Source organism: Rouxiella sp. Mn2063 (genome assembly GCF_049319665.1).
Classification (GTDB): Bacteria; Pseudomonadota; Gammaproteobacteria; order Enterobacterales; family Enterobacteriaceae; genus JBMOUD01.
In genome coordinates, this window is sequence record NZ_JBMOUD010000009.1 from 1 (window position 1) to 24121 (window position 24121).

Sequence of the window (24121 nt, forward strand, 5' to 3'; positions counted from 1 at the left end):
CAGCGACCCGATAAGCTAAGCGCAGGCGTTGGGTGCAGGGGCTTTCGCCGAAAAGCCCTTGCCGGTCGCGTTCGGCAATGCTGATATATTCCACTTCATTGATAAGCGACCGAACCTGCACAGTAATCATATAAATCAGCAACCAATATAATTGCAGGTATGTTTCTGCCGCAGAAACGAAAAAAGCGCCACAAGGGCGCTTTATTCTGAATTAGTGGTGGGTCGTGCGGGATTCGAACCTGCGACCAATTGATTAAAAGTCAACTGCTCTACCGACTGAGCTAACGACCCACGAATGTGGCATTTTTGCTTCTTAACAAACTGCGTTGAGTTTGTCTTACATTAGTGGTGGGTCGTGCGGGATTCGAACCTGCGACCAATTGATTAAAAGTCAACTGCTCTACCAACTGAGCTAACGACCCACTAATGTAATATTTTTACTTCTTTGCAAACCGCTACTCGGTTTGTACTAAACAGTGGTGGGTCGTGCGGGATTGACTCGTCTTCTAGACTCGCCCTCCGGGCAACGCTATGCGTTGTCGTCTCGCTTCGCTCGACTCGAACCTGCTGCAGGTTCTCATCAGTACGAATTAACTTTCCAACTATTCTGAAGCAGTGGTGGGTCGTGCGGGATTCGAACCTGCGACCAATTGATTAAAAGTCAACTGCTCTACCGACTGAGCTAACGACCCACTGTTTCTGCTTAAAACTCTCGTTGCTTTAACCGCTTACAAGTTGTCTGGGCAACGGCGGCATATATTACTGATATATGATCTGAGTGCAACCAATATCTTCCAATAGTTATCCAACTGCTTGTTCTTCACGCATTCAAGCCCGAAAAATGTGCAAATTAGCTATTTTCGGGCTGAATAACAAACTAGTGCGCAGCTAAACGTTTTTGAGCCAGTTTCGCTGATTCTGTATTCGGGTAGAGTTTTACTACCTGCTGGAAGACGGCTTTAGCTTTATCGCTGTCGCCTTTTTCCTGCATGATCACCCCAACCTTAAACATCGCATCAGAACTTTTCGGCGATTTAGGGTAATTCTTCACAACTACTGCGTAATAATATGTCGCGTCATCTTTTTTACCCTTGTTGTAATACAACTGGCCTAACCAATAATTGGCATTAGGCAGGTAATTAGATTTTGGATATTGCTTGATGAAAGCTTGGAAAGCAGAAATAGCTTGATCGTACTGTTTCTTTTCCAAAGCTAACGCAACTGCCGCATTGTAGTCAGTGTTTTCGTCACCAGTTTTTGCCGGAGCCGCTGCCTGTGCATCTGCTGCATTAGCATTGGCATCACCACCGCTGGCTGCTGCTGTTCCTGCTGCGGCGTTAGCAGCACCAGAGCCTTGGCTCATGCTGTCTAACTGCTGGAAAAGTTGCTTTTGGCGATCGGTAATTTGACTCAGCTGATATTGGCTCTCCTGGATTTGTCCCCGGAGTGTATCAATATCGTTCTGATTATCTGACAGTTGTTGCTGGATTTGATTTAAAAGCTGACCTTGACCGTTAGAAATACGTTCAAGTGAAGTGACTCGATCTTCTATCGAGCCTGAGCCGACATTACTGATTGGCGCTTGGGCAGTAGCGGCCCATGGGACCGCTACGCCAACCAGTAACGACAGACTCAACAGGTGATGTCTGAAGTTACTGTTCATGCGACTCTCTTAGTATACCAGTACGGCACGACGGTTTTTAGCGTAAGCCGCTTCGTCATGGCCCAGTACAGCTGGTTTTTCTTTACCGTAAGAAACGATAGAGATTTGGTCAGCAGAAACGCCTTTGCCTTGCAGGTACATTTTAACTGCGTTAGCACGACGCTCACCCAAAGCGATGTTGTATTCTGGCGTGCCACGTTCGTCGGCGTTACCTTCAACAGTCACTTTGTAAGATGGGTTGCTACGCAGGAATGCAGCGTGCGCATCCAGCATTTGAGCATATTCAGAAGACACATCGTACTTGTCCAGACCGAAGTAAACGATGTTGTTCTTTTGCAGCTCTTGCATCTGAAGACGCGCTTGCTCTTCAGAAGACATGTTGCCACTTTCTGCACCAGTGCTTGCGCCGATACCAGATTGGCCGTTGTCGGCGCTTTTGTGAGAACTACAAGCAGCGATTGCCATTACAGGCACAGCCAGCAGAAGCCCTTTCAGCACTTTGTTAAGTTGCATCTATTTGATCCTTTTATAATTTTGCCATACATAGTCATTCATGCATCACAGGTACGGCGACCAGGCAGGGAATGATACCTGTCCATCGGTAGCCGGAAGACGCGCTTTGAAACGCCCATCAATCGAGACCAAATCTAATACGGTTCCTAGCCCTTGAGAAGAGCTGTAGATCACCATAGTGCCATTCGGCGCGATACTAGGCGTTTCATCTAGGAACGTGTCCGTTAATACTTGAACGGCTCCCGTTTCCAGATCTTGTTTAGCGATGTGCTGGCTACCACCATTGGAACCGACCATAACCAGGGTTTTACCATCAGAGCTTACGTCTGAGTCCTGATTCTGGGAGCCTTCCCATGTTAGACGTTGCGGCGCACCGCCATTAATATTCACTTTATAAACCTGAGGGCGACCGCCCTGATCCGAGGTGAAAGCCAGGTTCTGGCTATCTGGGAACCAAGCAGGTTCAGTACTGTTACTACGGCCATTGGTCACTGGAGTAATTTGACCAGAAGCCAGATTCATTACATACAGATTCAGGCTGCCTGATTTAGACAAGGCCATTGCCAGTTTAGTACCATCTGGAGAAAACGCTGGTGCACCGTTGTGACGTGGGAAATCAGCAACTTGACGGATAGCACCGTTAGCAAGTGTCTGAATAACCAGCGCAGAACGACCACTTTCAAAGCTTACATAAGCCAGTTTGCTGCCATCTGGAGACCAGGCTGGAGACATCAGGGGCTCTGGTGAACGATGCACAACGAATTGGTTATAACCATCGTAATCCGACACGCGCAACTCATACGGGAATTTACCACCGTTGGTTTTGACAATGTAGGCAATACGAGTGCGGAACGCACCTTTAATACCGGTCAGTTTCTGGAATACTTCATCACTTGCGGTGTGAGCGGCGTAACGCAACCACTGTTTAGTGATTTTGTATTGGTTCTGCGCCAGTACACTTCCAGCGGCACCAGAAGTATCAACTAACTGATAAGAAACTAAGTAGCTGCCGTCAGCGCCAGGCTGAACCTGACCAACAACAACCGCATCAATCCCCAATGCAGTCCAGGCAGCCGGGGTTACCTCTGCAGCGCTGGTTGGCTGCTGCGGCATACGCGCTGGATCAATAGGGTTAAACTTACCACTGTTACGTAAGTCTGCAGCCACAATGCTGCCGATATCTTCAGGAGGTGTACCTGGACCTGCCCATTTAAATGGCACAACTGCGATTGGACGCGCAGTATCCACACCTTGAGTGATTTCGATACGAACTTCTGCATGCAACACAGATGCCCAAAGTATCAAAAGGCCAAACGCTACTCGAAATGCCTGTTTCATTGTATCTCCATTATCTGGACTAAGAGCCTGAACAAAATTTATAAAGCTTAGTTAGCAAGCGTATTAATAACCGGTATAACTATGAAATAACGTAGTATTTCTGCCGTACCACCCTTAAAACCCTTGTCGTTAACTGTGCAATTAATCCTATTGAACAGGCATCTATCTTCCCGCGATAAACTAGCAGAAGTTTAACAAACTGATGCACACAAAACTACAAACTCACCATATATACCATCGTAAAAGTCTCAAATATGACAATTATCGTCTGTTATTATGGCTTAAAGTCTAATGCTGCGTTTTTAAAGACCTCATACACATCTTGAGTAGGTGGTTTAGGTATTCTAGCCTGCCTTGCCGCCGCAACAGCTGCCTGGCAAAGCGCCGGATCACCACCTTCAGCTTTGATATCAATCAGCATGCCATCTGGCGCTAATTTTATACGCAGTGCGCAAGTTTTGCCTGCATAAGACTGCGCATCGTAAAACTTACTTTCAATAGCGGCCTTAACCTGTCCAACATAGTTAGCAATATCAGCACCTGACGCACCGCTCTTCTTATTGCTCCCCTTCCCTGCTGGCGCACCGCCACCACCTTTCGGTGCGTTTTTAGAAGACGCAAGGCCACCGAACAAATCATCAACGTCTGTTGCTTGCTTCGCTGCAGCAGCGGCTTTCTTCTTAGCCTCACCAGCTGCTTTCGCGGCAGCCGCTTTGGCTTCGCCAGCTGCCTTAGCAGCAGCGGCTTTGGCTTCTGCTTTAGCTTCAGCGGCAGCTTCGGCTTTGGCTGCGGCGGCAGCTTTAGCAGCTTCTGCCTTAGCCTCAGCTTTTGCTTGAGCAGCGGCCGCTTTTTTCTCAGCATCGGCAGCAGCTTTCTCTTTAGCTGCTTCCGCAGCCTCTGCGGCTTTTTGAGCCTCTGCTGCTGCTTTTTTAGCTTCAGCATCAGCTTGCTTCTTCGCGTCTGCCTGAGCTTGTTTCTTCGCGGCGGCAGCCGCAGCAGCAGCGGCTTCGGCTTCAGCTTGTTTCTTAGCTTCTGCCTGGGCTTTCTTCTGCGCGTCCGCTTGCTGTTTAGCGACTTTATCAGCCTCAGCTTTCGCTTTCGCTGCAGCGTCAGCGGCCTCTTTTTGCTGTTCTTTCACTTTAGCTGCCGCTGCGGCTGCTTCAGCGGCCTCAGCAGCTTGTTTTTGTTGCTCAGCAGCTTTTTTCTGCTGCTGTGCCGCTTTCTGTTGCTGCTCAGCCGCTTCCTTCTGCTCTTCAGCTTGCTTTTGCTCTTCAGCCTGTTTCTGTTGCTCAGCTGCTTGCTTTTGTTCTTCGGCCTGCTTTTGTTGTTCAGCCGCTTCTTTTTGCTGCTCTTCAGCCTGCTTTTTCTGCTCTGCGGCTTCTTTTTGTTGTTCGGCAGCTTCTTTCTGTTCTTCTGCCTGCTGCTCAGCTTTTTTCTGACGAGATTGCTGAGCCTGCTTTGAAGCTGATTCCTGTTGGCGATTGTACTGATCAACAATAGCGCCTGGATCAACCATCACAGCAGAGATATCGCTGCCACCGCCGCCGCCACTCATGCTGGTATCTTCTTGCGTCGAACCCCAGATCAATAGGGCTACCAAGATAATATGCAGAATGACCGAAACAATAACGGCGCGTTTGAGCTTATCGTTTTGTTCAGTTACCGTTGCCTTTACCAAAATAGATTTCCCAACACAAGATTGCTAAAAACCGGCATGTCCTGGCGATGAACCCAAGGTTAACTGAGTACCATCAAACCAAGACAAACCAGGCTTTAAATAAATGTCACTGACTTGTCAGATAGGTTGTGTCATCAGACCGACAGACTTAACACCCGCCTGATGCAGCATGTTCAATGCCTTAATAATTTCATTATAAGGCACTTCTTTTGCTCCACCGATCAGGAACACCGTTTTAGGGTTAGCCTGAAGAAGACTACCCGCTTCGGCGATCACCTGCTGTTCTGGCAGCTGTTCCATTCTTTCGCGGTTAACAACCATGGTGTATTGACCTACACCAGATACTTCAACGATCACCGGCGGGTTATCATCGGTCGACACCGTTTTAGAATCTGTCGCATCTGGAAGATCAACTTCCACGCTTTGAGTAATAATCGGAGCGGTTGCCATGAAGATCAGCAACAGCACCAATAATACGTCAAGCAATGGAACGATGTTTATCTCAGACTTTTGTTCGCGACGACGACGTCCTCGTACTCGAGCCATGCTGTCCTCCCTTAATTGCTGCTTTCGCGAGCGAAAGCCTGACGGTGCAGGATAGCAGTGAACTCTTCCATGAAGTTGTCGTAATTTTGCTCAAGTTTACTTACGCGCTGGTTAAGGCGGTTATAAGCCATAACAGCAGGAATTGCTGCAAATAAACCGATAGCAGTGGCGATCAGGGCTTCAGCGATACCAGGCGCAACCATTTGCAAGGTCGCCTGTTTGACCGAACCCAAACCAATGAAGGCATGCATAATTCCCCAAACAGTACCAAATAAGCCGATATATGGACTAATTGAACCAACGGTACCAAGGAAAGGAATATGGGTTTCTAGCGACTCAAGTTCGCGGTTAAACGAAATACGCATCGCACGGGTTGAGCCTTCAATCACCGACTCAGGCGCGTGGCTATTAGCACGATGCAAACGCGCAAACTCTTTAAAACCAGAGTGGAAGATCTGCTCAGCACCGGTCAAGCTTTCACGGCGCCCTTGGCTTTCTTGATACAGTCGGGAAAGCTCGATTCCAGACCAAAATTTATCTTCAAACGCTTCTGCTTCACGCGTAGCAGCATTCAGCACTTTCGTTCTCTGAATGATAACTGCCCAAGATGCGATAGAAAAGCACACCAAGATAAGCATGATCAGCTTAACCAAGATGCTGGCCTTTAAAAATAAATCAAAAATGTTCATGTCAGTCACTGCTTAAACTCCGCGACAATAGACTTAGGAAGCGCACGTGGCTTCATTAGGTGTGGATCTATGCATGCAATCAACACTTCTGCTGTACTCAGAAGGTTTCCCTGCGAATTTAAAATTCGCTGTGCAAAGGTAAGTGAAGCCCCGCGAATGTCTGTGATCTCACTTTGAACATCCAGCAAATCATCTAAACGCGCTGGAGCCAAGTATTCGACCGTCATACGGCGGACAGCAAAAGCGGCGTGTTCACCCAACAACTGCTGTTGGTGAACATTGTGTTCGCGCAACATCTCTGTGCGAGCCCTTTCAAAAAAGGCGACGTAACGAGCATGATAGACCACACCACCTGCATCCGTATCTTCAAAATAGACACGAACCGGCCATCGGAACAACGTATTACTCACTCTACATCCCGTAATGCAATTTGACGGCACTACTATACGCAAGAGATTTCAGCTTTGGAATGGGTTGCAAGTCTGGAATGAAAATAATTATGGGCCAGAACGGCCCATTGATGGAACTTTGTCAACTATCTGTAAATTACGTAAAAAAATAGACCAAGCCTGCGAATAAAATAACCATGGCAGGTAGCGGTGCAAACACCGCCTTCCAACGTGAACGTTGGGGGCGAAACCCAAATCCATGAATCAATCCACTGCATACAGCCCAAATCAATACTATGCCATGCCAAACGGCTAAATCACTCGTCTGCGAAGCAAATTTGGCCGGTTGCCAAAAGACACACCCAGCCAATAGTAATGACATAATTAGGGAAAGGACCCGCAATGGGCCCTTGTCCGTTACAGCATAGAATTTATCAGCTAGCAGAGTCATTATTTGCCGCTTTTGCTGCTTTGCTCGATTCTACGTTTTCTACCGCCAGCGCAGTGATAATACCAAATGCGCAAGCCAGAAGCGTTCCAAGTATCCAGGCAAAATACCACATGGTTTAAGCTCCAGTTATGTTAACTCGTTAATACAAAGAGTGTTTGTTGTCTTCGATAAAGTTTTTATCTATACGTCCAAACATCTTGTAGTAAGCCCAGCAGGTGTATAGCAATACAATTGGCACAAAAATACAGGCTACAACTGTCATTACACGCAACGTTAACAAGCTTGATGTTGCATCCCACATTGTCAGGCTGACATCTGGCGTAGTGCTTGAAGGCATAACAAATGGGAACATGGTGATCCCAAACGTCAAGATGACACAAGCGATAGTCAGCGAAGATGAGACAAAGGCCAGCGCGCCTCTATTGAGTTTAGAGAAAAGAATCGTCAATAAAGGTAAAACAACGCCCAGGGCAGGGAATGCCCACAGTACAGGTGCTTTATTGAAGTTCAACAGCCAAGCCCCCGCCTGATGAGCTACCGTTTTGCGCAAAGGGTTCGACTCAGCAGCAGGATCCAATGCTGATGTCAGGACATAACCATCGATTCCTTTAATCAGCCAAATACCTGCAACCAGGAAGCAGACCATCATGACTAATGCTGAAATCTGCGACGCAGCACGAGTACGCAGACGGAGCTCACCGGTAGTACGCATCTGCAGGTAAGTTGCGCCTTGGGTGATTAGCATGGTTAAACTGACAATCCCGGCCAACAAACCAAATGGGTTTAGCAACTGCAACAAGCTGCCGGTGTAATACAGGCGTAAATAATCATCAATATGGAAAGGAACACCTAACAACAAGTTACCGAACGCGACACCAAAGACCAGTGCCGGTACAAAACTGCCGATAAAAATGCCCCAGTCCCACATACCGCGCCAACGGCTGCTTTCTAACTTGGAACGGTAGTCAAATCCAATTGGGCGGAAGAATAGCGCACAGAGCACTAATATCATCGCGCCATAAAACCCGGAGAAGGCTGCCGCATAGACCATTGGCCAAGCGGCAAACAATGCTCCACCCGCGGTAATCAACCATACCTGGTTGCCGTCCCAGTGGGGAGCTATAGCGTTGATCATAATGCGGCGATCGGTGTCTGTTTTACCGATAATACGAGCGAGGATCCCTACGCCCATATCAAAACCATCGGTCACAGCGAAACCAATACACAGCACGCCAATCAGCACCCACCAAATGAATCTTAGAGACTCATAATCAAACAAGTTTTCACCAAACATATGTGGACTCCCTTTTACCGTGCTTGCTCAATGGGCGCAGAAGTTTGCTCAAAATGATAGCGGCCAGTTTTCAGGCTGCTAGGCCCCAAACGGGCAAATTTGAACATCAAGAACATTTCAGCGACAAGGAACAGGGTATAAAGGCCGCAAATCAGACTCATCGACAACAGAACATCCGTTGTGGTGAGTGATGAGTTAGCGACGGCGGTAGGCAAGATTTCACCAATTGCCCACGGTTGACGGCCATACTCGGCAACAAACCACCCTGCTTCCACTGCGATCCACGGTAATGGTAAGCCGTAAAGTGCAGCGCGCAGTAACCAACGCTTCTGGCCAATTTTACCTCGTAGAACAGAGATGAACGACAGTCCGATAATCACCAACATCAATATGCCGCAAGCGACCATGATACGGAAAGCGAAGTAAAGAGGCAGAACGCGAGGAATAGAATCCTTCGTCGCTTTTTGGATCTGGTCTTCAGTCGCATCAGTCACATTCTGCGTATAGCGTTTGAGCAACAAGCCGTATCCAAGATCTTTTTTGGTTTTCTCAAAATCGCTGCGGACGGCAGGATCAGTACTCCCAGCGCGCAACTCTTCTAATAATTGATAAGCTTTCATCCCATTGCGAATACGCACTTGGTGTTCTGCCATTAAATCGTTGATACCCGTGACAGGCGTATCGACTGAGCGAGTAGCAATGATCCCGAGCAAATAAGGGATTTTAATGGAGTAACTGTTCTCCATTTTGTCCTGATTTGGCAGGCCAATCAGTGTGAAGTCAGCAGGAGCGGGTTGGGTATGCCATTCGGCTTCAATCGCCGCAAGTTTGGTTTTCTGCACATCCCCCATTTCGTAGCCAGACTCATCACCTAATACGATCACTGATAATGTCGCCGCCAGGCCAAAACTTGCAGCAATGGCAAATGAACGCTTAGCAAATGCGGTATCACGACCTTTTAGCAGATAGTAAGAACTGATCCCTAGGATAAACATCGCCCCAGTGACATAACCGGCCGCCACGGTGTGAACAAATTTCACCTGAGCTACTGGATTAAGTACTAACTGAGAGAAACTCACCATCTCCATACGCATGGTTTCATAGTTGAAATCGGAAGCAATCGGGTTTTGCATCCAACCATTAGCAACGAGAATCCACAGTGCAGAAAGGTTTGACCCCAGTGCAACAAACCAAGTCACCGTCATATGTTGAACTTTGGACAGTCGATCCCAGCCAAAGAAGAACAAACCAACGAGCGTTGACTCAAGGAAGAATGCCATTAAACCTTCGATGGCCAATGGCGCACCGAAGATATCACCGACATAGTGAGAGAAATATGACCAGTTAGTACCGAATTGGAATTCCATAGTCAAACCGGTAGCAACCCCTAGCGCAAAGTTAACTGCAAATAACTTGCCCCAGAACTTAGTCATATCTTTATAGATTTGTTTGCCGGTAAGAACATATACCGTTTCCATAATTGCTAATAAAAACGCCATACCCAGCGTTAATGGAACAAATAGGAAATGGTACATGGCTGTTAAAGCAAACTGTAAACGCGACAGCTCAACGATATCAAACATCTTGACCCCTTGCTCCTCAGAGGAAGACTCGAAATTACAGTATATGGCGCTGGATTATCCTGTACGCCTCATGATTACTGCTGTGTATTACACTATTTTCTGGTGTGTAGTCCCCGGAAATTAAAGTAAATAACAAATGGCTAACATAAAGTATTTCATCCTGCTTTAAAGGCTACGCACCTATAAATAAGATGATAAGGCTTCCCCTTGCGGGAGATGGCCTGACAGTATGGTCGCCAGATTGCACCGCCTGATATTACGCTACTAATCTCAGACATCAAATAGCTTTTTCTTTTTGGCAAAGTACTTTCACACATCTAGATCAAATAATTAAGTTTTTATCAGCTTTAGCCAATATTGTTTTAAAGCAATTTTTCTATTTTATCTTTATATTCACTGAGATAGTGATCATTAAGAAAATTAAAATATCAATCTATGTCCACAATAGGTTTAATGTTGCCACATGGTTAAATAAGTGTGAATCGCATGGGAAATATAGTTATTATTAATTTAAACATCATTTTTATGATTTATTTTTAATTTTATATTTATTGATTTAGATCATTAAAATATCACTAACCTTTTAGAATAGACTACTTTTGAACATTAGGAAAAAAACTAGAGACATTATTTGTCGCTGCTCACAATAAATTATTGCTGTAAGAACGTAGCGTTTCCCCCCTGCCGCAGAGCCCCCTTTCTATGATGAAAAACAATCACCACCTCCCGAAGAGGGTGTTTAAAGCTGGCAATGAAAAAGGGCCATCCGAAGATGACCCTTTAGACAGCATAGAGCTAAAGACAATTAGCGAGGCAATACGGCTTTCACTGCGTCACCAATATCTGCCAGGCTACGTACAGTTTTCACGCCAGCAGCTTCAAGAGCAGCAAATTTATCGTCTGCAGTACCTTTACCGCCAGCAATGATCGCACCAGCGTGGCCCATACGCTTACCTTTAGGTGCAGTAACACCGGCAATGTAGCCTACTACTGGCTTAGTCACGTGCTCTTTGATGTAAGCAGCAGCTTCTTCTTCTGCGTTACCACCGATCTCACCGATCATGACGATAACTTCAGTCTGTGGATCTTCCTGGAACAGTTTCAGGATGTCGATGAAGTTAGAACCAGGGATTGGGTCACCACCGATACCAACACAAGTAGACTGACCAAAACCGCCGTCTGTGGTTTGCTTAACGGCTTCATAAGTCAGCGTACCTGAACGGGAAACGATCCCTACTTTACCTGGCTGATGAATGTGACCAGGCATGATACCGATCTTACATTCGCCTGGGGTGATGACACCTGGGCAGTTCGGGCCGATCATACGCGCGTCGGTTTGTTCCAGCTTAGCTTTGACCACCAGCATATCCAGCGTTGGGATACCTTCAGTGATACAGATAACCAGCTTAATGCCAGCATCCAGCGCTTCCAGGATAGAATCTTTGCAGAATGGCGCTGGTACGTAGATAACAGAAGCCGTTGCACCGGTTTTTTCTACCGCTTCACGCACAGTGTTAAATACTGGCAGGCCCAAATGCTCGGTGCCGCCTTTGCCTGGCGTGACACCGCCAACCATTTTCGTACCGTAAGCAATCGCTTGTTCAGAGTGGAAAGTCCCTTGGCTACCGGTGAAGCCTTGGCAAATGACTTTGGTATCTTTATTGATTAAAATCGACATTATTTACCCTCCACTGCAGCAACAACTTGCTGAGCCGCATTGGTCAGACTGGTTGCAGCAATGATGTTCAATCCACTATCTGCCAGTTTCTTGGCACCCAGCTCTGCATTGTTACCTTCCAGACGTACAACAACAGGTACGCTAACGCCAACTTCGCCCACTGCACCGATGATGCCGTCTGCAATCAGGTCACAGCGTACGATACCGCCGAAGATGTTAACGAATACCGCTTTGACTTTTTCGTCTGACAGGATAATTTTGAATGCTTCAGTTACACGTTCTTTGGTCGCGCCACCGCCAACGTCCAAGAAGTTAGCAGGTTCGCCGCCGTGCAATTTAACGATGTCCATCGTACCCATTGCCAGGCCAGCACCGTTAACCATGCAACCGATGTTGCCATCAAGCGCAACATAGTTCAGTTCCCATTGTGCCGCTTGAGATTCGCGCGCATCTTCCTGGCTCAGGTCACGCATTTCACGCAGCTCAGGCTGGCGGAACAATGCGTTACCATCGGCACCTAATTTGCCATCGAGGCAGATCAGATCACCCGTTTTGGTGATAACCAATGGGTTGATTTCGATCAGCGCCAGATCACGCTCAAGGAAGATGTTAGCCAGACCCATAAAGATCTTGGTGAATTGCGCAACTTGCTTACCTTGCAGGCCAAGCTTAAACGCCAATTCACGGCCTTGGTATGGCTGAGGACCCGTTAATGGATCCAGCGCAGTTTTGTGGATCAGGTGCGGAGTTTCTTCTGCAACCTTCTCAATTTCAACGCCGCCTTCGGTAGAAGCCATGAAGACTACACGACGTGAGCTACGGTCAACAACTGCGCCCAAATACAGCTCTTTATCGATATCAGTCGCCGCTTCAACCAGAATCTGGTTAACCGGTTGGCCATGTGCATCAGTCTGATAAGTTACCAGACGCTTACCTAACCAATTTTCAGCAAAAGTACGGATCTCTTCTTTGCTGTTAACAAGTTTTACACCACCAGCTTTACCACGGCCACCAGCGTGAACCTGGCATTTTACAACCCATGGGCCAGCACCGATTTTTGATGCAGCTTCTTCAGCTTCACGCGGCGTGGAACAAGCAAAACCAGAAGGTGCAGGAAGGCCGTAGCGCAGGAAAAGCTGCTTAGCCTGATACTCATGTAAATTCATGATGTTCTATCCATTCTATTTCAGTAGGTAGGTATCTTGCAGGGCACACCGCAGCGTACCCTGATTATGAATGCGAGTTAAAACAGAAAACTAGACGTCCAACAGCAAACGAGCTGGGTCTTCTAGCATTTCTTTAATAGTCACCAAGAAGCCAACAGATTCGCGACCATCAACCAGACGGTGATCGTAAGACAGCGCCAGATACATCATTGGCTGAATTACAACCTGTCCATTTACCGCCATTGGGCGATCTTTAATGGCATGCATGCCCAAGATTGCGCTTTGTGGTGGGTTGATGATTGGCGTAGACATCAGAGAACCGAATACACCACCGTTGGTAACGGTAAAGTTACCACCGGTCAGTTCTTCAACTTTCAGTTTGCCATCACGGCCTTTAACTGCCAGCTCTTTGATGTTCTTCTCAATATCCGCCATACCCAAGGTATCGACATCACGCAGAACTGGAGTGACTAAGCCACGTGGAGTAGAAACAGCGATGCTTACGTCGAAGTAGTTGTGGTAAACCACATCTTCGCCATCAATAGAGGCGTTAACTTCTGGGTAGCGTTTCAGCGCTTCAACAACCGCTTTCAGATAGAAGGACATAAAGCCCAGACGCACGCCATGACGCTTCTCGAAAGCATCGCCATATTGTTTGCGCAAGTCCATGATTGGCTTCATGTTGATTTCATTGAAAGTCGTCAACATAGCCGTGCTGTTTTTCGCTTCCAACAGACGCTCAGCAACACGCTTACGCAGACGAGTCATAGGAACACGTTTTTCAGTACGTGAACCCAGCGCTGGTGCAGCTTGCTCTTGAGGTGCTTGAGCTGCTGGCTTAGCATCTTTTGACTTAGCGATGTACTGCTCAACATCTTCACGGGTCAGACGGCCACCAACACCGCTGCCTTTGATTGCGCTAGCATCCAAAGAATGCTCGGCGATCAGGCGACGAATTGCTGGGCTCAGCGCATCATTGCTTTCTTCTTCCAGAGCTGCAGTGTGACGTTGTGCTGGAGTTGATTCTTGCTCAGCATTTTTCTCCTGGCTTGGTTTGCCAGTGCTGTTGCCTGGACGCAGACGCGCCAGAATCTGGCGAGAAGTCACTGTCGCGCCTTCTTCTTCCAGAATGCTGTCTAAGATCCCAGCTTCACTTGCTGGTACTTCCAGAACCACTTTATCGGTTTCGATTTCAACCAGAACTTCATCACGCTCAACGCTATCGCCCGGTTTTTTGTGCCAGGTTGCTACAGTCGCATCAGCAACGGATTCAGGGAGATCTGGAACCAGAATATCTACGCTACTCATTAATCAATCCTTATGTGCTTTCACTATGCAATGACTATACCCGTCTTAGTTGAAGTGACATCAGCGTAGTTGCCGCCTTGATGTCACTTCGGTTATTCAGGGCATATTGTGATAATTAGAGTTATTCAACATTCAGCGCGTCATTAACCAGATCTTGCTGTTGCTTCTGGTGAACGGACATGTAGCCTACCGCAGGCGAAGCTGAGGCTGGGCGACCGGCGTAACGTAAAGATGCACCGAAAGGTACGACTTCACGGAAGTTATGTTGACTGCAATACCAAGCGCCCTGATTGAGCGGCTCTTCCTGACACCAGACGAAGTCATGTACGTGGGCATATTGCTCAATCGCTGCCTGTACCGCTTTGTGAGGGAAAGGATAAAGCTGTTCGATACGGATGATGGCAACGTCTTTTTGGTCGTTTTTACGACGCTGTTCCAGCAAGTCATAATAAACTTTACCGGAGCACATCACGACGCGTTTAACCTGCTTAGGATCCAACTCATCGATTTCGCCAATCGCCGGCTGGAAGGTACCTTCCGCCAGTTCATCGAGCGTCGATACCGCCAGTGGGTGACGCAGTAACGATTTCGGTGACATCACCACTAACGGACGACGCATACCGCGCAACGCCTGACGACGTAACATGTGGTAGACCTGAGCCGGTGTTGATGGAATGCACACTTGCATGTTCTGCTCTGCACACAGTTGCAGGTAGCGCTCCAGACGCGCTGAGGAGTGCTCAGGGCCTTGGCCTTCATAACCGTGCGGCAACAGCATAACCAGACCGCACATACGGCCCCATTTCTGCTCGCCAGAACTGATGAATTGGTCGATAACAACCTGAGCACCGTTAGCGAAGTCACCGAACTGCGCTTCCCAAATGGTCAGCGTACGTGGTTCAGCAGTAGCGTAGCCGTATTCAAATGCCAAGACCGCTTCTTCAGAGAGTACGGAATCCCAAACGTTAAATTCGCCCTGACCATTGTGAATATTGGATAACGGCACATAGACCGATCCATTTTTCTGGTTGTGGATCACAGCATGACGATGGAAGAAGGTACCACGTCCCATATCTTCGCCAGACAGGCGAATAGGAATACCTTCGTCAACCAAGGAAGCATAGGCCAGGTTTTCAGCTGCACCCCAGTCAAACGCCTTCTTGCCTTCAGCCATATCCGCACGATCGGCATAAATTTTAGCGACGCGAGATTGCATTTCGATGGCTTCAGGTACGTAACAAACGCGGCGAGCCAAATCCTGCAAACGCTTAGGTTCCAGACGACTTGGATACTCTTCATCCCACTCATGGTTCAGATACGGTGACCATGCCAGAGTGTGAGTGTCATTTGGACGCCACTCATCAACCACACAATCCCCTGCATCCAATGCATCACGGTAAAGATTAACCATTTCGGTTGCATCTTCTGCCGTAGCAACTTTCTGCTCAGTCAGGATATCAGCGTAGATTTTACGTGGAGTAGGATGCTTTTTGATTTTGCTATACATCAACGGCTGAGTTGCACTTGGCTCATCAGCTTCGTTATGACCATGGCGGCGATAACACACCAAGTCGATCATTACGTCACGTTTGAAGGTATTGCGGAAATCCAACGCCAGGCGAGTCACGAAAGCAACGGCTTCCGGATCATCCGCATTAACGTGGAAAATCGGTGCCTGCACCATTTTCGCAATATCAGTACAATAATCCGTTGAACGGGCATCTTTCGGGTTAGACGTAGTGAAACCAACTTGGTTGTTGATAACAATACGCACGGTGCCGCCTACTTCATAGCCACGAGCCTGAGACATGTTCAGGGTTTCCTGAACGACGCCCTGACCGGTAATCGCCGCATCACCGTGAATAGTGATTGGCAGAACCATGTTGCTACGCGCTTCATCAAGACGGTCGCGACGAGCACGCACAGAACCGATAACAACCGGGCTGACGATTTCCAGATGCGATGGGTTGAACGCTAGTGCTAAGTGGACCATACCGCCCGCAGTTTCCACATCAGATGAGTAACCCATGTGATATTTCACATCGCCGGTACCCAAATGCTCTTTGTGTTTGCCTGAGAATTCGTCAAACAAGTCTTGCGGTTTTTTACCCAGAACGTTGATTAGCACGTTAAGGCGACCGCGGTGGGCCATACCCAACACAACTTCACGCGTACCATTCTTACCCGCGTGACGAATCATGTCTTTCAACATTGGCACTAACGCATCACCACCTTCGAGTGAGAAGCGTTTTGCCCCTGGGAATTTCGCGCCTAGGTAACGTTCCAAACCTTCAGCAGCGGTCAGCTCTTTAAGGAAAGTACGTTTTTCATCATTGCTAAATGCAGGACGTCCAACGACAGACTCGATGCGTTGTTGGATCCAACGCTTCTCGTCGGTGTTGGTGATGTGCATATATTCTGCACCCACTGAACCGCAATAAGTCTGTTTCAGCGCCGCATACAGCTCGCCGAGTTGCATGGTTTCTTTGCCGATAGCAAAAGAACCCACGTTGAAGGTTTCCTGGAAATCAGCTTCCGTCAGGTTATGGAAAGCAGGATCTAGATCAGGAACAGCATCCAGTTTCCATAATCCAAGAGGATCAAGATTCGCATTCTGATGACCACGGAAGCGGAAGGCGTTGATCAACTGCAGCACCTTGACTTGCTTGGCATCGGTTTGTGGATCGCTGATTGCGGTATTGTAACGCGAAGCATCTTTCGCCAGACGGCGGAAGTAGTCACGTGTTTGAGAATGGAGTTGCTCTGGTTTTACTCCTACCGCCGGAAGCTGTTTGAAAATTGAACGCCAGCTATCGTCAACGGAACTTGGATCGGTTAAGTAATCTTCATAGAGTTGCTCTATGTAAGACTGGTTCGCGCCCGCCAGATAGGAGGAATCCAGCCAGGCCTTCATTGCGCCGTTCTGCATCGTGATCCCTTAAGCTTTGAAGCTTTAGTTTTCGCCGTGGTTAATAAAATCACCGTAATACATCCGTAAAACGGTTTTCCATACAACAGTTCGCTCGACGTATTAACATTTGGCCATTCCCGAAACTAAACCCGTCATACTTGACGCTGCATCTGCGTTGGCTGCGCTCACTCACCCAAATCACTTACACAAGTAAGCTCATCAGGACTTTCTCACTTGCCGTCTTGATGCAACCCCAATTATTTAGGGTATTAACCATTCCTAAAACAACAAATTTCTAAAACAATAAATAGGTCATTTTGTCACAGTACTTAAGTTTCTTGAGCCTATTGCTCTATCAAGGAACCTCCAAAAACCAACGCACTTAAGGAGAGGTGAGAACATCCTGCCCTCAATGTACCTAACCAGGTACAAATCACAACGCTGCTGGCTTTTGGAGCCACCCTGTAAAAGGGTCATTCAACTTCCAGGTAATATTTTCAATTTCCGTTTATCAACTTCAACTGCCAGGTAAATTTTTCTACGTACCGATACTATATCGCAAAAGTTTGCATTATTGGTGTTAGTTTGTTGCAAATTTGTTGATTTGATCTCTATTACTTCAACGGGAACCTAAGTTCCCGTTGAAGTTGCTTATTTATCAATCAGGCATTACGTTGCAGCAGCATCGACTTAATGTGTCCAATTGCCTTAGTCGGGTTCAGCCCTTTAGGACAAACACTGACACAGTTCATGATGCTGTGGCAGCGGAATACGCTGAAAGCATCATCCAGATTATCCAGACGCGATTGGGTTTCAGTATCGCGAGTATCAATCAGGAAACGATAAGCCGCTAACAAACCTGCCGGCCCAATAAACTTATCTGGGTTCCACCAGAATGATGGGCAGGAGGTCGAGCAACATGCACAGAGAATACATTCGTACAATCCGTCCAGTTTCTCGCGCTCATCCGGCATCTGCAAGTGTTCACGAGCAGGAGGATTTTTCCCATCATTGAGCAGGTAAGGTTTGATCTTCTCGTATTGCTTGTAGAATTGTCCCATATCTACCACCAGGTCACGCACAACAGGCAAACCTGGCAGAGGACGGATAACAATCTTCTTATTACCATTACGCAAAGCAGAGACTGGCGTAACACAAGCCAGACCATTTTTACCGTTCATGTTAACGCCGTCAGATCCGCAAACACCTTCGCGGCAGGAGCGGCGGAAAGACAAGGTTGGATCTTGTTCTTTCAACTGAATCAGCGCGTCAAGCAACATCATGTCGCGCCCTTCTTGCGCTTCCAGTACATAGTCTTTCATGTATGGCGCGTCATCAACATCCGGGTTATAGCGATAAATCGAAAATTCGAGTTTCATAATCTGTCTCCGCTCTGCCCTAGTAAGTACGTGCTTTTGGCGGGAAGGCCGCACGAAGCTTAGGCTGCATGTTCACCTCACGGCGGGTCATACTTTCGGTTTCCGGCTGATACAGCGTATGGCATAACCATTGCGCATCATCACGATCCGGGAAGTCGAAACGGCTATGAGCGCCGCGGCTTTCAGTACGGTAGTTAGCTGAAACAGCAGTAGAGAAAGCAGTTTCCATCAAGTTATCCAACTCCAGGCACTCAATGCGCTGGGTGTTAAACTCGGTAGAGGTGTCATCCAAACGAGCATTTTTAAGACGTTCGCGAATAACTTTAAGCTCTGCCAGACCTTTTGCCATCGCATCACCTTCACGGAATACCGAGAAGTTGTGCTGCATACAGGTTTGCAGATCTTTACGGATTTGCACTGGATCTTCACCAGAACGGGTATTGTTCCAGCGGTTAACGCGCTCAAGCGATACATCAATGTCAGATTGGCTAGCCTCGCGGCTCGCACCTTGTTCATTGATAGATTCTTGCAAATGCAGACCTGCTGCACGACCGAATACTACCAGGTCAAGCAACGAGTTACCGCCCAAACGGTTGGCACCGTGAACCGATACGCAGGCAATTTCACCCACGGCGAACAGGCCCGGGATCACCACATCTTCGCCCTTCTCGTTCACACGCAATGCCTGACCCGTTACTTTGGTCGGAATACCGCCCATCATGTAGTGACAGGTTGGAATAACCGGGATAGGTTCTTTAATAGGGTCAACGTGAGCAAAGGTACGAGACAGCTCAAGGATACCAGGCAGGCGTGATTCAAGTACGTCTTTACCCAGATGGTCAAGTTTCAGCTTAGCATGCGGCCCCCACGGACCATCGCAGCCACGACCTTCACGGATTTCGATCATGATTGAACGAGCAACCACGTCACGACCGGCCAAGTCTTTAGCATTCGGCGCATAGCGCTCCATGAAACGCTCACCATCTTTATTGAGCAGGTAACCACCTTCACCACGGCAACCTTCGGTAACCAGAACACCGGCACCGGCGATACCCGTTGGGTGGAATTGCCACATTTCCATATCTTGCACCGGTACGCCAGCACGTAATGCCATGCCAACACCGTCGCCAGTATTAATGTGTGCGTTGGTAGTAGATTGATAAATACGGCCAGCACCACCGGTTGCCAATACTGTTGCTTTGGCTTTGAAATAGACCATTTCGCCTGTTTCAATACAGATAGCGGTACAACCAACAATCGCACCATCCTGATTTTTCACCAGATCGAGTGAATACCACTCAGAAAAAATCGTCGTGCCATTTTTCAGGTTTTGCTGATAAAGCGTGTGCAATAGCGCATGGCCGGTACGGTCAGCTGCAGCTGCAGTACGTGCCGCTTGTTCGCCACCGAAATTCTTCGATTGACCACCAAACGGACGCTGATAAATTTTGCCGTTATCAAGACGGGAGAAAGGTAATCCCATGTGCTCAAGCTCAAGAATCGCTTCCGGGCCAGTTTTACACATATATTCAATGGCATCTTGGTCACCGATATAGTCGGAACCTTTGACGGTGTCATACATATGCCATTCCCAATCATCGTCATGGGTGTTACCTAGCGCAACGGTAATACCGCCCTGCGCTGACACCGTATGAGATCGGGTTGGGAAAACTTTAGAAATCAGGGCACAAGATAAGCCTGACTGTGAAATTTGCAATGCTGCCCGCATACCTGCGCCACCTGCGCCGATTACAACAGCATCAAACTCTCTGACTGGCAGATTCATTTACGCTCCCCACACAACAATTGTTCCATAAAGTAGATAGACGACTAACACGACGACGACGGCCAATTGCAGCACCAGTCTTACAGCCACCGGTTTGACATAGTCAGTTAGCACCTGCCACAGGCCGATCCATGCGTGAATCAAAATCGACAGCAAAGTCAGCAAGGTGAATACTTTGGTAATGGAGGAGGAGAAGAAGTCATGCCAGACTTCAAAATTGATTTCCTGAGCCATAACAACAAAGCCGAGGATATAGAGGATATAAAGGGTGATAATGATTGCCGAAGCACGAACTAATAACCAATCGTGTACGCCATTACGTCCCAATGCCGATACATTGTTTACCATACAAACACTCCAGCCAGAATGGACAGCACAACGGTAAGAACAATCGCAACTTGTGCAGATAGTCTACCGGCAGCCAAACTCTCTTCGACATAGCCAAAATCCATCAGCAAATGGCGAATGCCACCGCAAACGTGATAAGCCAGAGCCGTCAGTATTCCCCAGAAAATGAACTTAACGAAAAAACTGTTCATAATCGAAGCAGCATGTGCAAATCCTTCCGGGGAGGAAAGAGAAATGCCAAGCAGCCAGAGGAGGATACCAACAGCAACGAAGGTAATTACGCCAGAGACACGGTGTAAGATGGACGCTATCGCAGTAACGGGAAACTGGATCGTTTTCAGATCTAGATTGACAGGTCTTTGTTTTTTCACGGGTTTGCCCACACAGCTCTTATTATTTTCCTTCCTCCGGCCTGGGCGGGGATCAGACAGCGTTATAGGTAAGGCCCTATAGGTCACGCTCTCAAACACCACATCCACTGTGCTTAAGGCGCGTTATAAGCTAACGCTGGGTGCTCCTACTTCAGGGTGTTCCGGAGACCTGCACGAATTATAGGGTGATCACATTCCTTTTACAATTGTCCTACAAACGCTTTGATCACATTTCTGCGAAACAGTGATTTAGCTCGCATTTCTGACATTAAAAACAAAATAAATTATGTGGTTTGACATTTGAACAACATTTCAATTACAAATATGACACTCATACTGGCGTATAATCATCTCTACTGAACGCACATGCCGTTTCGGTTTCGCAGAACGAACATCGTCGTCTTGCTGAACGCACATATAGTTCTATGTGAGCACTTCCCTGCTGGCGTAAGTTATGCAAAAGTAACTGCCGTGCATATCCTCATAGTTCTAGCGGGCTATAGTTTATCGTAAGTAGATGGTTTTACAGCAGGTAAATAAGCAACAAAATATAATGGTCTATCGGATCTTTAATCACGGTGAAACACCGCTTATCCGTCGAGATGTTGCCTTATAGACAGCATTTGGTTTGGCTCTTCGCATCTTTTTTAATCGATAGCACGAGTTCACACCGACACAATTAATAACGACGGTTTACTAAAAGTCGCGTGCGAGATTTCCGTAGTTAAAGATTTTTAAATGAGGCGCTAAGGAGACTGTAAAATGGCTGATAAGAAAGCGACACTTACCCTACAAGATCACGATGCAATTGAACTCGCCGTGCTATCTGGCACCCAAGGCCCAGATGTTATCGATGTGCGAGCTCTTGGATCAAAAGGCTTGTTCACCTTCGATCCTGGCTTTACTTCTACCGCATCCTGCGAATCCAAAATTACTTACATTGATGGCGACGAAGGCATATTACTGCACCGCGGTTTCCCTATCGATCAGCTAGCTCAAAACTCGAACTATCTGGAAGTCAGCTATCTGTTGCTCTACGGTGAAGCGCCAACCCAGGAACAATACGAAGAGTTCAAAACTACCGTTACCCGCCACAGCATGATCCATGAACAGATTACTCGTCTGTTCCACGGTTTCCGTCGTGACTCGCATCCAATGGCAGTACTGTGCGGCGTAACGGGTGCACTTGCAGCGTTCTATCACGATTCAATCGATGTTGAGAACGAACGTCACCGCGAGATTGCAGCTTATCGCCTGCTGTCTAAAATGCCGACCGTTGCAGCAATGTGTTACAAATATTCTATCGGCCAACCTTTTGTTTATCCGCAGAATAATCTCTCTTATGCGGGTAACTTCCTGCATATGATGTTCGCGACTCCTTGTGAAGAATACAAAGTAAATCCAGTGCTGGAAAAAGCTATGGACCGTATTCTGATCCTGCACGCTGACCACGAACAAAATGCCTCAACTTCAACCGTGCGTACTGCGGGCTCTTCGGGCGCGAATCCATTTGCCTGTATCGCGGCAGGGATCGCCTCACTGTGGGGACCTGCTCACGGTGGCGCAAACGAAGCCTGCCTGAAAATGCTCGAAGAGATTAATACTGTTGAGCACATCCCTGAGTTTATTCGTCGTGCTAAAGATAAAAATGACTCGTTCCGCCTCATGGGCTTTGGTCACCGTGTTTACAAAAACTACGACCCACGCGCCACCGTGATGCGCGAAACCTGTCATGAAGTGCTCGAAGAATTGAATATGAAAGACGACCTGTTGGAAGTGGCGATGGAGCTTGAACACATTGCGCTGAACGACCCGTACTTCATTGAACGTAAACTCTACCCTAACGTTGATTTCTATTCAGGTATCATCCTGAAAGCAATGGGTATTCCGTCTTCCATGTTCACTGTTATCTTTGCGATGGCACGTACCATTGGCTGGATTGCTCACTGGAACGAAATGCACCAAGACGGCATCAAAATCGCTCGTCCACGCCAGCTTTACACTGGCTATGACAAACGTGATTTCAAATCTGACGTTAAGAAAAGATAAGAAATTTATCGTTTTCTTAGAAAAGCACCTTCGGGTGCTTTTCTGCATTTAGGAGATGAATCTTGCTGTTAAAAACATAACTTTACGGCTAAAAGCTTTGTTAAAAGAAATAGAGCTAAAGTTAGATTTGACAGCCGGGACAATAAAAAAATGGCCGGGATGACTGCATCGTTTTCACGACTACTTGCCCACACCGCTCACAATTTTTCCCTTCACGAGCAAAAACCTTAAAGCGAAATAGCGCGCCATGATGATAGTTCTCATCAACCTGGCCACGCGTAGCATACGAAAGACGAGCAATGCTTAAACAGGCGTCGGATAACGCATCAAGCTGGGTCTCATCGAGGTTTTGCGGCTTATGATGAGGTAATAATCGTGCCTGCCAAAGTATTTCCGCCCGCAGATAATTACCCAATCCAGCGAGAAACCCTTGGTCGAGTAACATTGCGCCTAATTGGCGGCGGCAAAACCCCTCAGAAAGTAGACGCGCCTTCACCTGCTCAATCTGCAAACTGCTATCAAGCACATCAGGCCCAATGCGCTGCAAGAACGGATGCTGGCTTATTTCTTGTGTGGGCCAGATTTCAATATCAGATGCGCTGTAGAGCAGAATTGCACTGTCTGTCGTTGCTAGCTTAACTCGTAGCGAACGCTTAGTATCTTCCAGACTCTCGCCTTGATGTTGTACGCGCCATACGCCATACAATTGATTATGCGTGTATAGCGTCAAGCCATTGGAGAAGTGAGTTAACAGCGCCTTGCCACGCGTTTCAATCGCGGTAACACGATGGCCTATCAGAGTGGATTGATAAGGGACTAAATGCGCAAAGGCAAACCAGACATCAGTTAAAGGTTTGTTCAATACCGCTTGTTCTAATAAATCCGCAGCACGGCGAATCTCAGGGCCTTCAGGCATAAGTCTAGCTCCCTTTAGTTAATGATAACCCTTCCCTATATTAAAAATAAAAATAGAGAAATACC

Annotated in this window: 21 protein-coding genes, 3 tRNA genes and 1 other RNA gene; 1 reads left to right on the forward strand and 24 read right to left on the reverse strand. The window is 47.5% G+C overall.

What is annotated here, in order from left to right; genetic code table 11:
* Nucleotides 1-215 precede the first annotated feature (215 nt).
* The 23 genes from ACL9RG_RS14015 to sdhC all read right to left on the reverse strand — a co-directional run bounded on the left by ACL9RG_RS14015 (nucleotide 216) and on the right by sdhC (nucleotide 21103).
* Nucleotides 216-291, reverse strand: a tRNA-Lys gene (locus tag ACL9RG_RS14015).
* Nucleotides 292-346: 55 nt separating this feature from the next.
* Nucleotides 347-422, reverse strand: a tRNA-Lys gene (locus tag ACL9RG_RS14020).
* Between the two features lie 55 nt (nucleotides 423-477).
* A non-coding RNA gene (locus tag ACL9RG_RS14025) (RtT sRNA) lies at nucleotides 478-601 on the reverse strand.
* Nucleotides 602-616: 15 nt separating this feature from the next.
* A tRNA-Lys gene (locus ACL9RG_RS14030) sits at nucleotides 617-692 on the reverse strand.
* 185 nt (nucleotides 693-877) lie between these two features.
* Nucleotides 878-1663 carry a cell division protein CpoB gene (cpoB, locus tag ACL9RG_RS14035; RefSeq protein WP_422793244.1) on the reverse strand — a complete coding sequence of 262 codons (786 nt, stop codon included), beginning with the start codon at nucleotides 1661-1663 and terminating at the stop codon, nucleotides 878-880.
* A gap of 9 nt (nucleotides 1664-1672) precedes the next feature.
* Nucleotides 1673-2176 (reverse strand): peptidoglycan-associated lipoprotein Pal, encoded by a 504-nt coding sequence (pal, locus tag ACL9RG_RS14040; RefSeq protein WP_422793245.1) that lies wholly within the window; start codon nucleotides 2174-2176, stop codon nucleotides 1673-1675.
* A 45-nt stretch (nucleotides 2177-2221) separates the two neighbouring features.
* A complete protein-coding gene (gene tolB, locus ACL9RG_RS14045) occupies nucleotides 2222-3514 on the reverse strand; it encodes a Tol-Pal system beta propeller repeat protein TolB (protein WP_422793246.1) in 1293 nt (430 codons plus the stop codon).
* Nucleotides 3515-3788: 274 nt separating this feature from the next.
* Nucleotides 3789-5192 carry a cell envelope integrity protein TolA gene (gene tolA, locus ACL9RG_RS14050; RefSeq protein ID WP_422793247.1) on the reverse strand — a complete coding sequence of 468 codons (1404 nt, stop codon included), beginning with the start codon at nucleotides 5190-5192 and terminating at the stop codon, nucleotides 3789-3791.
* A gap of 117 nt (nucleotides 5193-5309) precedes the next feature.
* A complete protein-coding gene (gene tolR, locus ACL9RG_RS14055) occupies nucleotides 5310-5738 on the reverse strand; it encodes a colicin uptake protein TolR (RefSeq protein WP_422793248.1) in 429 nt (142 codons plus the stop codon).
* 11 nt (nucleotides 5739-5749) lie between these two features.
* Nucleotides 5750-6436, reverse strand: coding sequence for a Tol-Pal system protein TolQ (tolQ, locus tag ACL9RG_RS14060; protein WP_422793249.1), 687 nt, complete (start codon nucleotides 6434-6436; stop codon nucleotides 5750-5752).
* Nucleotides 6433-6837, reverse strand: coding sequence for a tol-pal system-associated acyl-CoA thioesterase (ybgC, locus tag ACL9RG_RS14065; protein ID WP_422793250.1), 405 nt, complete (start codon nucleotides 6835-6837; stop codon nucleotides 6433-6435). The genes tolQ and ybgC overlap by 4 nt, the downstream gene beginning before the upstream one ends.
* Nucleotides 6838-6973: 136 nt before the next feature.
* Nucleotides 6974-7267, reverse strand: a complete 294-nt coding sequence (gene ybgE / locus ACL9RG_RS14070; RefSeq protein ID WP_422793251.1) for a cyd operon protein YbgE — start codon at nucleotides 7265-7267, stop codon at nucleotides 6974-6976.
* The gene (gene cydX / locus ACL9RG_RS14075; protein ID WP_422793252.1) at nucleotides 7251-7379 is read right to left on the reverse strand and encodes a cytochrome bd-I oxidase subunit CydX; all 129 of its coding nucleotides are present in this window, start codon (nucleotides 7377-7379) and stop codon (nucleotides 7251-7253) included. The genes ybgE and cydX overlap by 17 nt, the downstream gene beginning before the upstream one ends.
* 27 nt (nucleotides 7380-7406) lie before the next feature.
* The gene (gene cydB, locus ACL9RG_RS14080; protein ID WP_422793418.1) at nucleotides 7407-8546 is read right to left on the reverse strand and encodes a cytochrome d ubiquinol oxidase subunit II; all 1140 of its coding nucleotides are present in this window, start codon (nucleotides 8544-8546) and stop codon (nucleotides 7407-7409) included.
* A 29-nt stretch (nucleotides 8547-8575) separates the two neighbouring features.
* On the reverse strand, nucleotides 8576-10144 hold the full coding sequence (gene cydA, locus ACL9RG_RS14085; RefSeq protein WP_422793253.1) for a cytochrome ubiquinol oxidase subunit I: 1569 nt from the start codon (nucleotides 10142-10144) through the stop codon (nucleotides 8576-8578).
* 805 nt (nucleotides 10145-10949) lie between these two features.
* Nucleotides 10950-11822, reverse strand: coding sequence for a succinate--CoA ligase subunit alpha (gene sucD, locus ACL9RG_RS14090; protein ID WP_422793254.1), 873 nt, complete (start codon nucleotides 11820-11822; stop codon nucleotides 10950-10952).
* Nucleotides 11822-12988, reverse strand: coding sequence for an ADP-forming succinate--CoA ligase subunit beta (gene sucC, locus ACL9RG_RS14095; protein ID WP_422793255.1), 1167 nt, complete (start codon nucleotides 12986-12988; stop codon nucleotides 11822-11824). The genes sucD and sucC overlap by 1 nt, the downstream gene beginning before the upstream one ends.
* A gap of 90 nt (nucleotides 12989-13078) precedes the next feature.
* Nucleotides 13079-14296, reverse strand: coding sequence for a 2-oxoglutarate dehydrogenase complex dihydrolipoyllysine-residue succinyltransferase (gene odhB, locus ACL9RG_RS14100; protein ID WP_422793256.1), 1218 nt, complete (start codon nucleotides 14294-14296; stop codon nucleotides 13079-13081).
* Between the two features lie 121 nt (nucleotides 14297-14417).
* Complete coding sequence (gene sucA / locus ACL9RG_RS14105) at nucleotides 14418-17225, reverse strand: 2-oxoglutarate dehydrogenase E1 component (RefSeq protein WP_422793257.1); 2808 nt, start codon at nucleotides 17223-17225, stop codon at nucleotides 14418-14420.
* Between the two features lie 644 nt (nucleotides 17226-17869).
* A complete protein-coding gene (locus ACL9RG_RS14110; protein ID WP_422793258.1) occupies nucleotides 17870-18586 on the reverse strand; it encodes a succinate dehydrogenase iron-sulfur subunit in 717 nt (238 codons plus the stop codon).
* A 19-nt stretch (nucleotides 18587-18605) separates the two neighbouring features.
* Nucleotides 18606-20372 carry a succinate dehydrogenase flavoprotein subunit gene (sdhA, locus tag ACL9RG_RS14115; RefSeq protein ID WP_422793259.1) on the reverse strand — a complete coding sequence of 589 codons (1767 nt, stop codon included), beginning with the start codon at nucleotides 20370-20372 and terminating at the stop codon, nucleotides 18606-18608.
* Nucleotides 20373-20720 (reverse strand): succinate dehydrogenase membrane anchor subunit, encoded by a 348-nt coding sequence (sdhD, locus tag ACL9RG_RS14120; RefSeq protein ID WP_422793260.1) that lies wholly within the window; start codon nucleotides 20718-20720, stop codon nucleotides 20373-20375. It lies immediately after the preceding gene.
* Nucleotides 20714-21103: a succinate dehydrogenase cytochrome b556 subunit gene (gene sdhC / locus ACL9RG_RS14125; protein ID WP_422793261.1), complete on the reverse strand. Its 390-nt coding sequence runs from the start codon at nucleotides 21101-21103 to the stop codon at nucleotides 20714-20716. The genes sdhD and sdhC overlap by 7 nt, the downstream gene beginning before the upstream one ends.
* A gap of 750 nt (nucleotides 21104-21853) precedes the next feature.
* Between sdhC and ACL9RG_RS14130 the strand changes: the two genes are divergently transcribed.
* Complete coding sequence (locus ACL9RG_RS14130; RefSeq protein ID WP_422793262.1) at nucleotides 21854-23140, forward strand: citrate synthase; 1287 nt, start codon at nucleotides 21854-21856, stop codon at nucleotides 23138-23140.
* 121 nt (nucleotides 23141-23261) lie between these two features.
* Here the strand turns inward: ACL9RG_RS14130 and nei are convergent, their stop codons facing one another.
* On the reverse strand, nucleotides 23262-24056 hold the full coding sequence (gene nei, locus ACL9RG_RS14135) for an endonuclease VIII (protein ID WP_422793263.1): 795 nt from the start codon (nucleotides 24054-24056) through the stop codon (nucleotides 23262-23264).
* Between the last annotated feature and the right edge of the window lie 65 nt (nucleotides 24057-24121).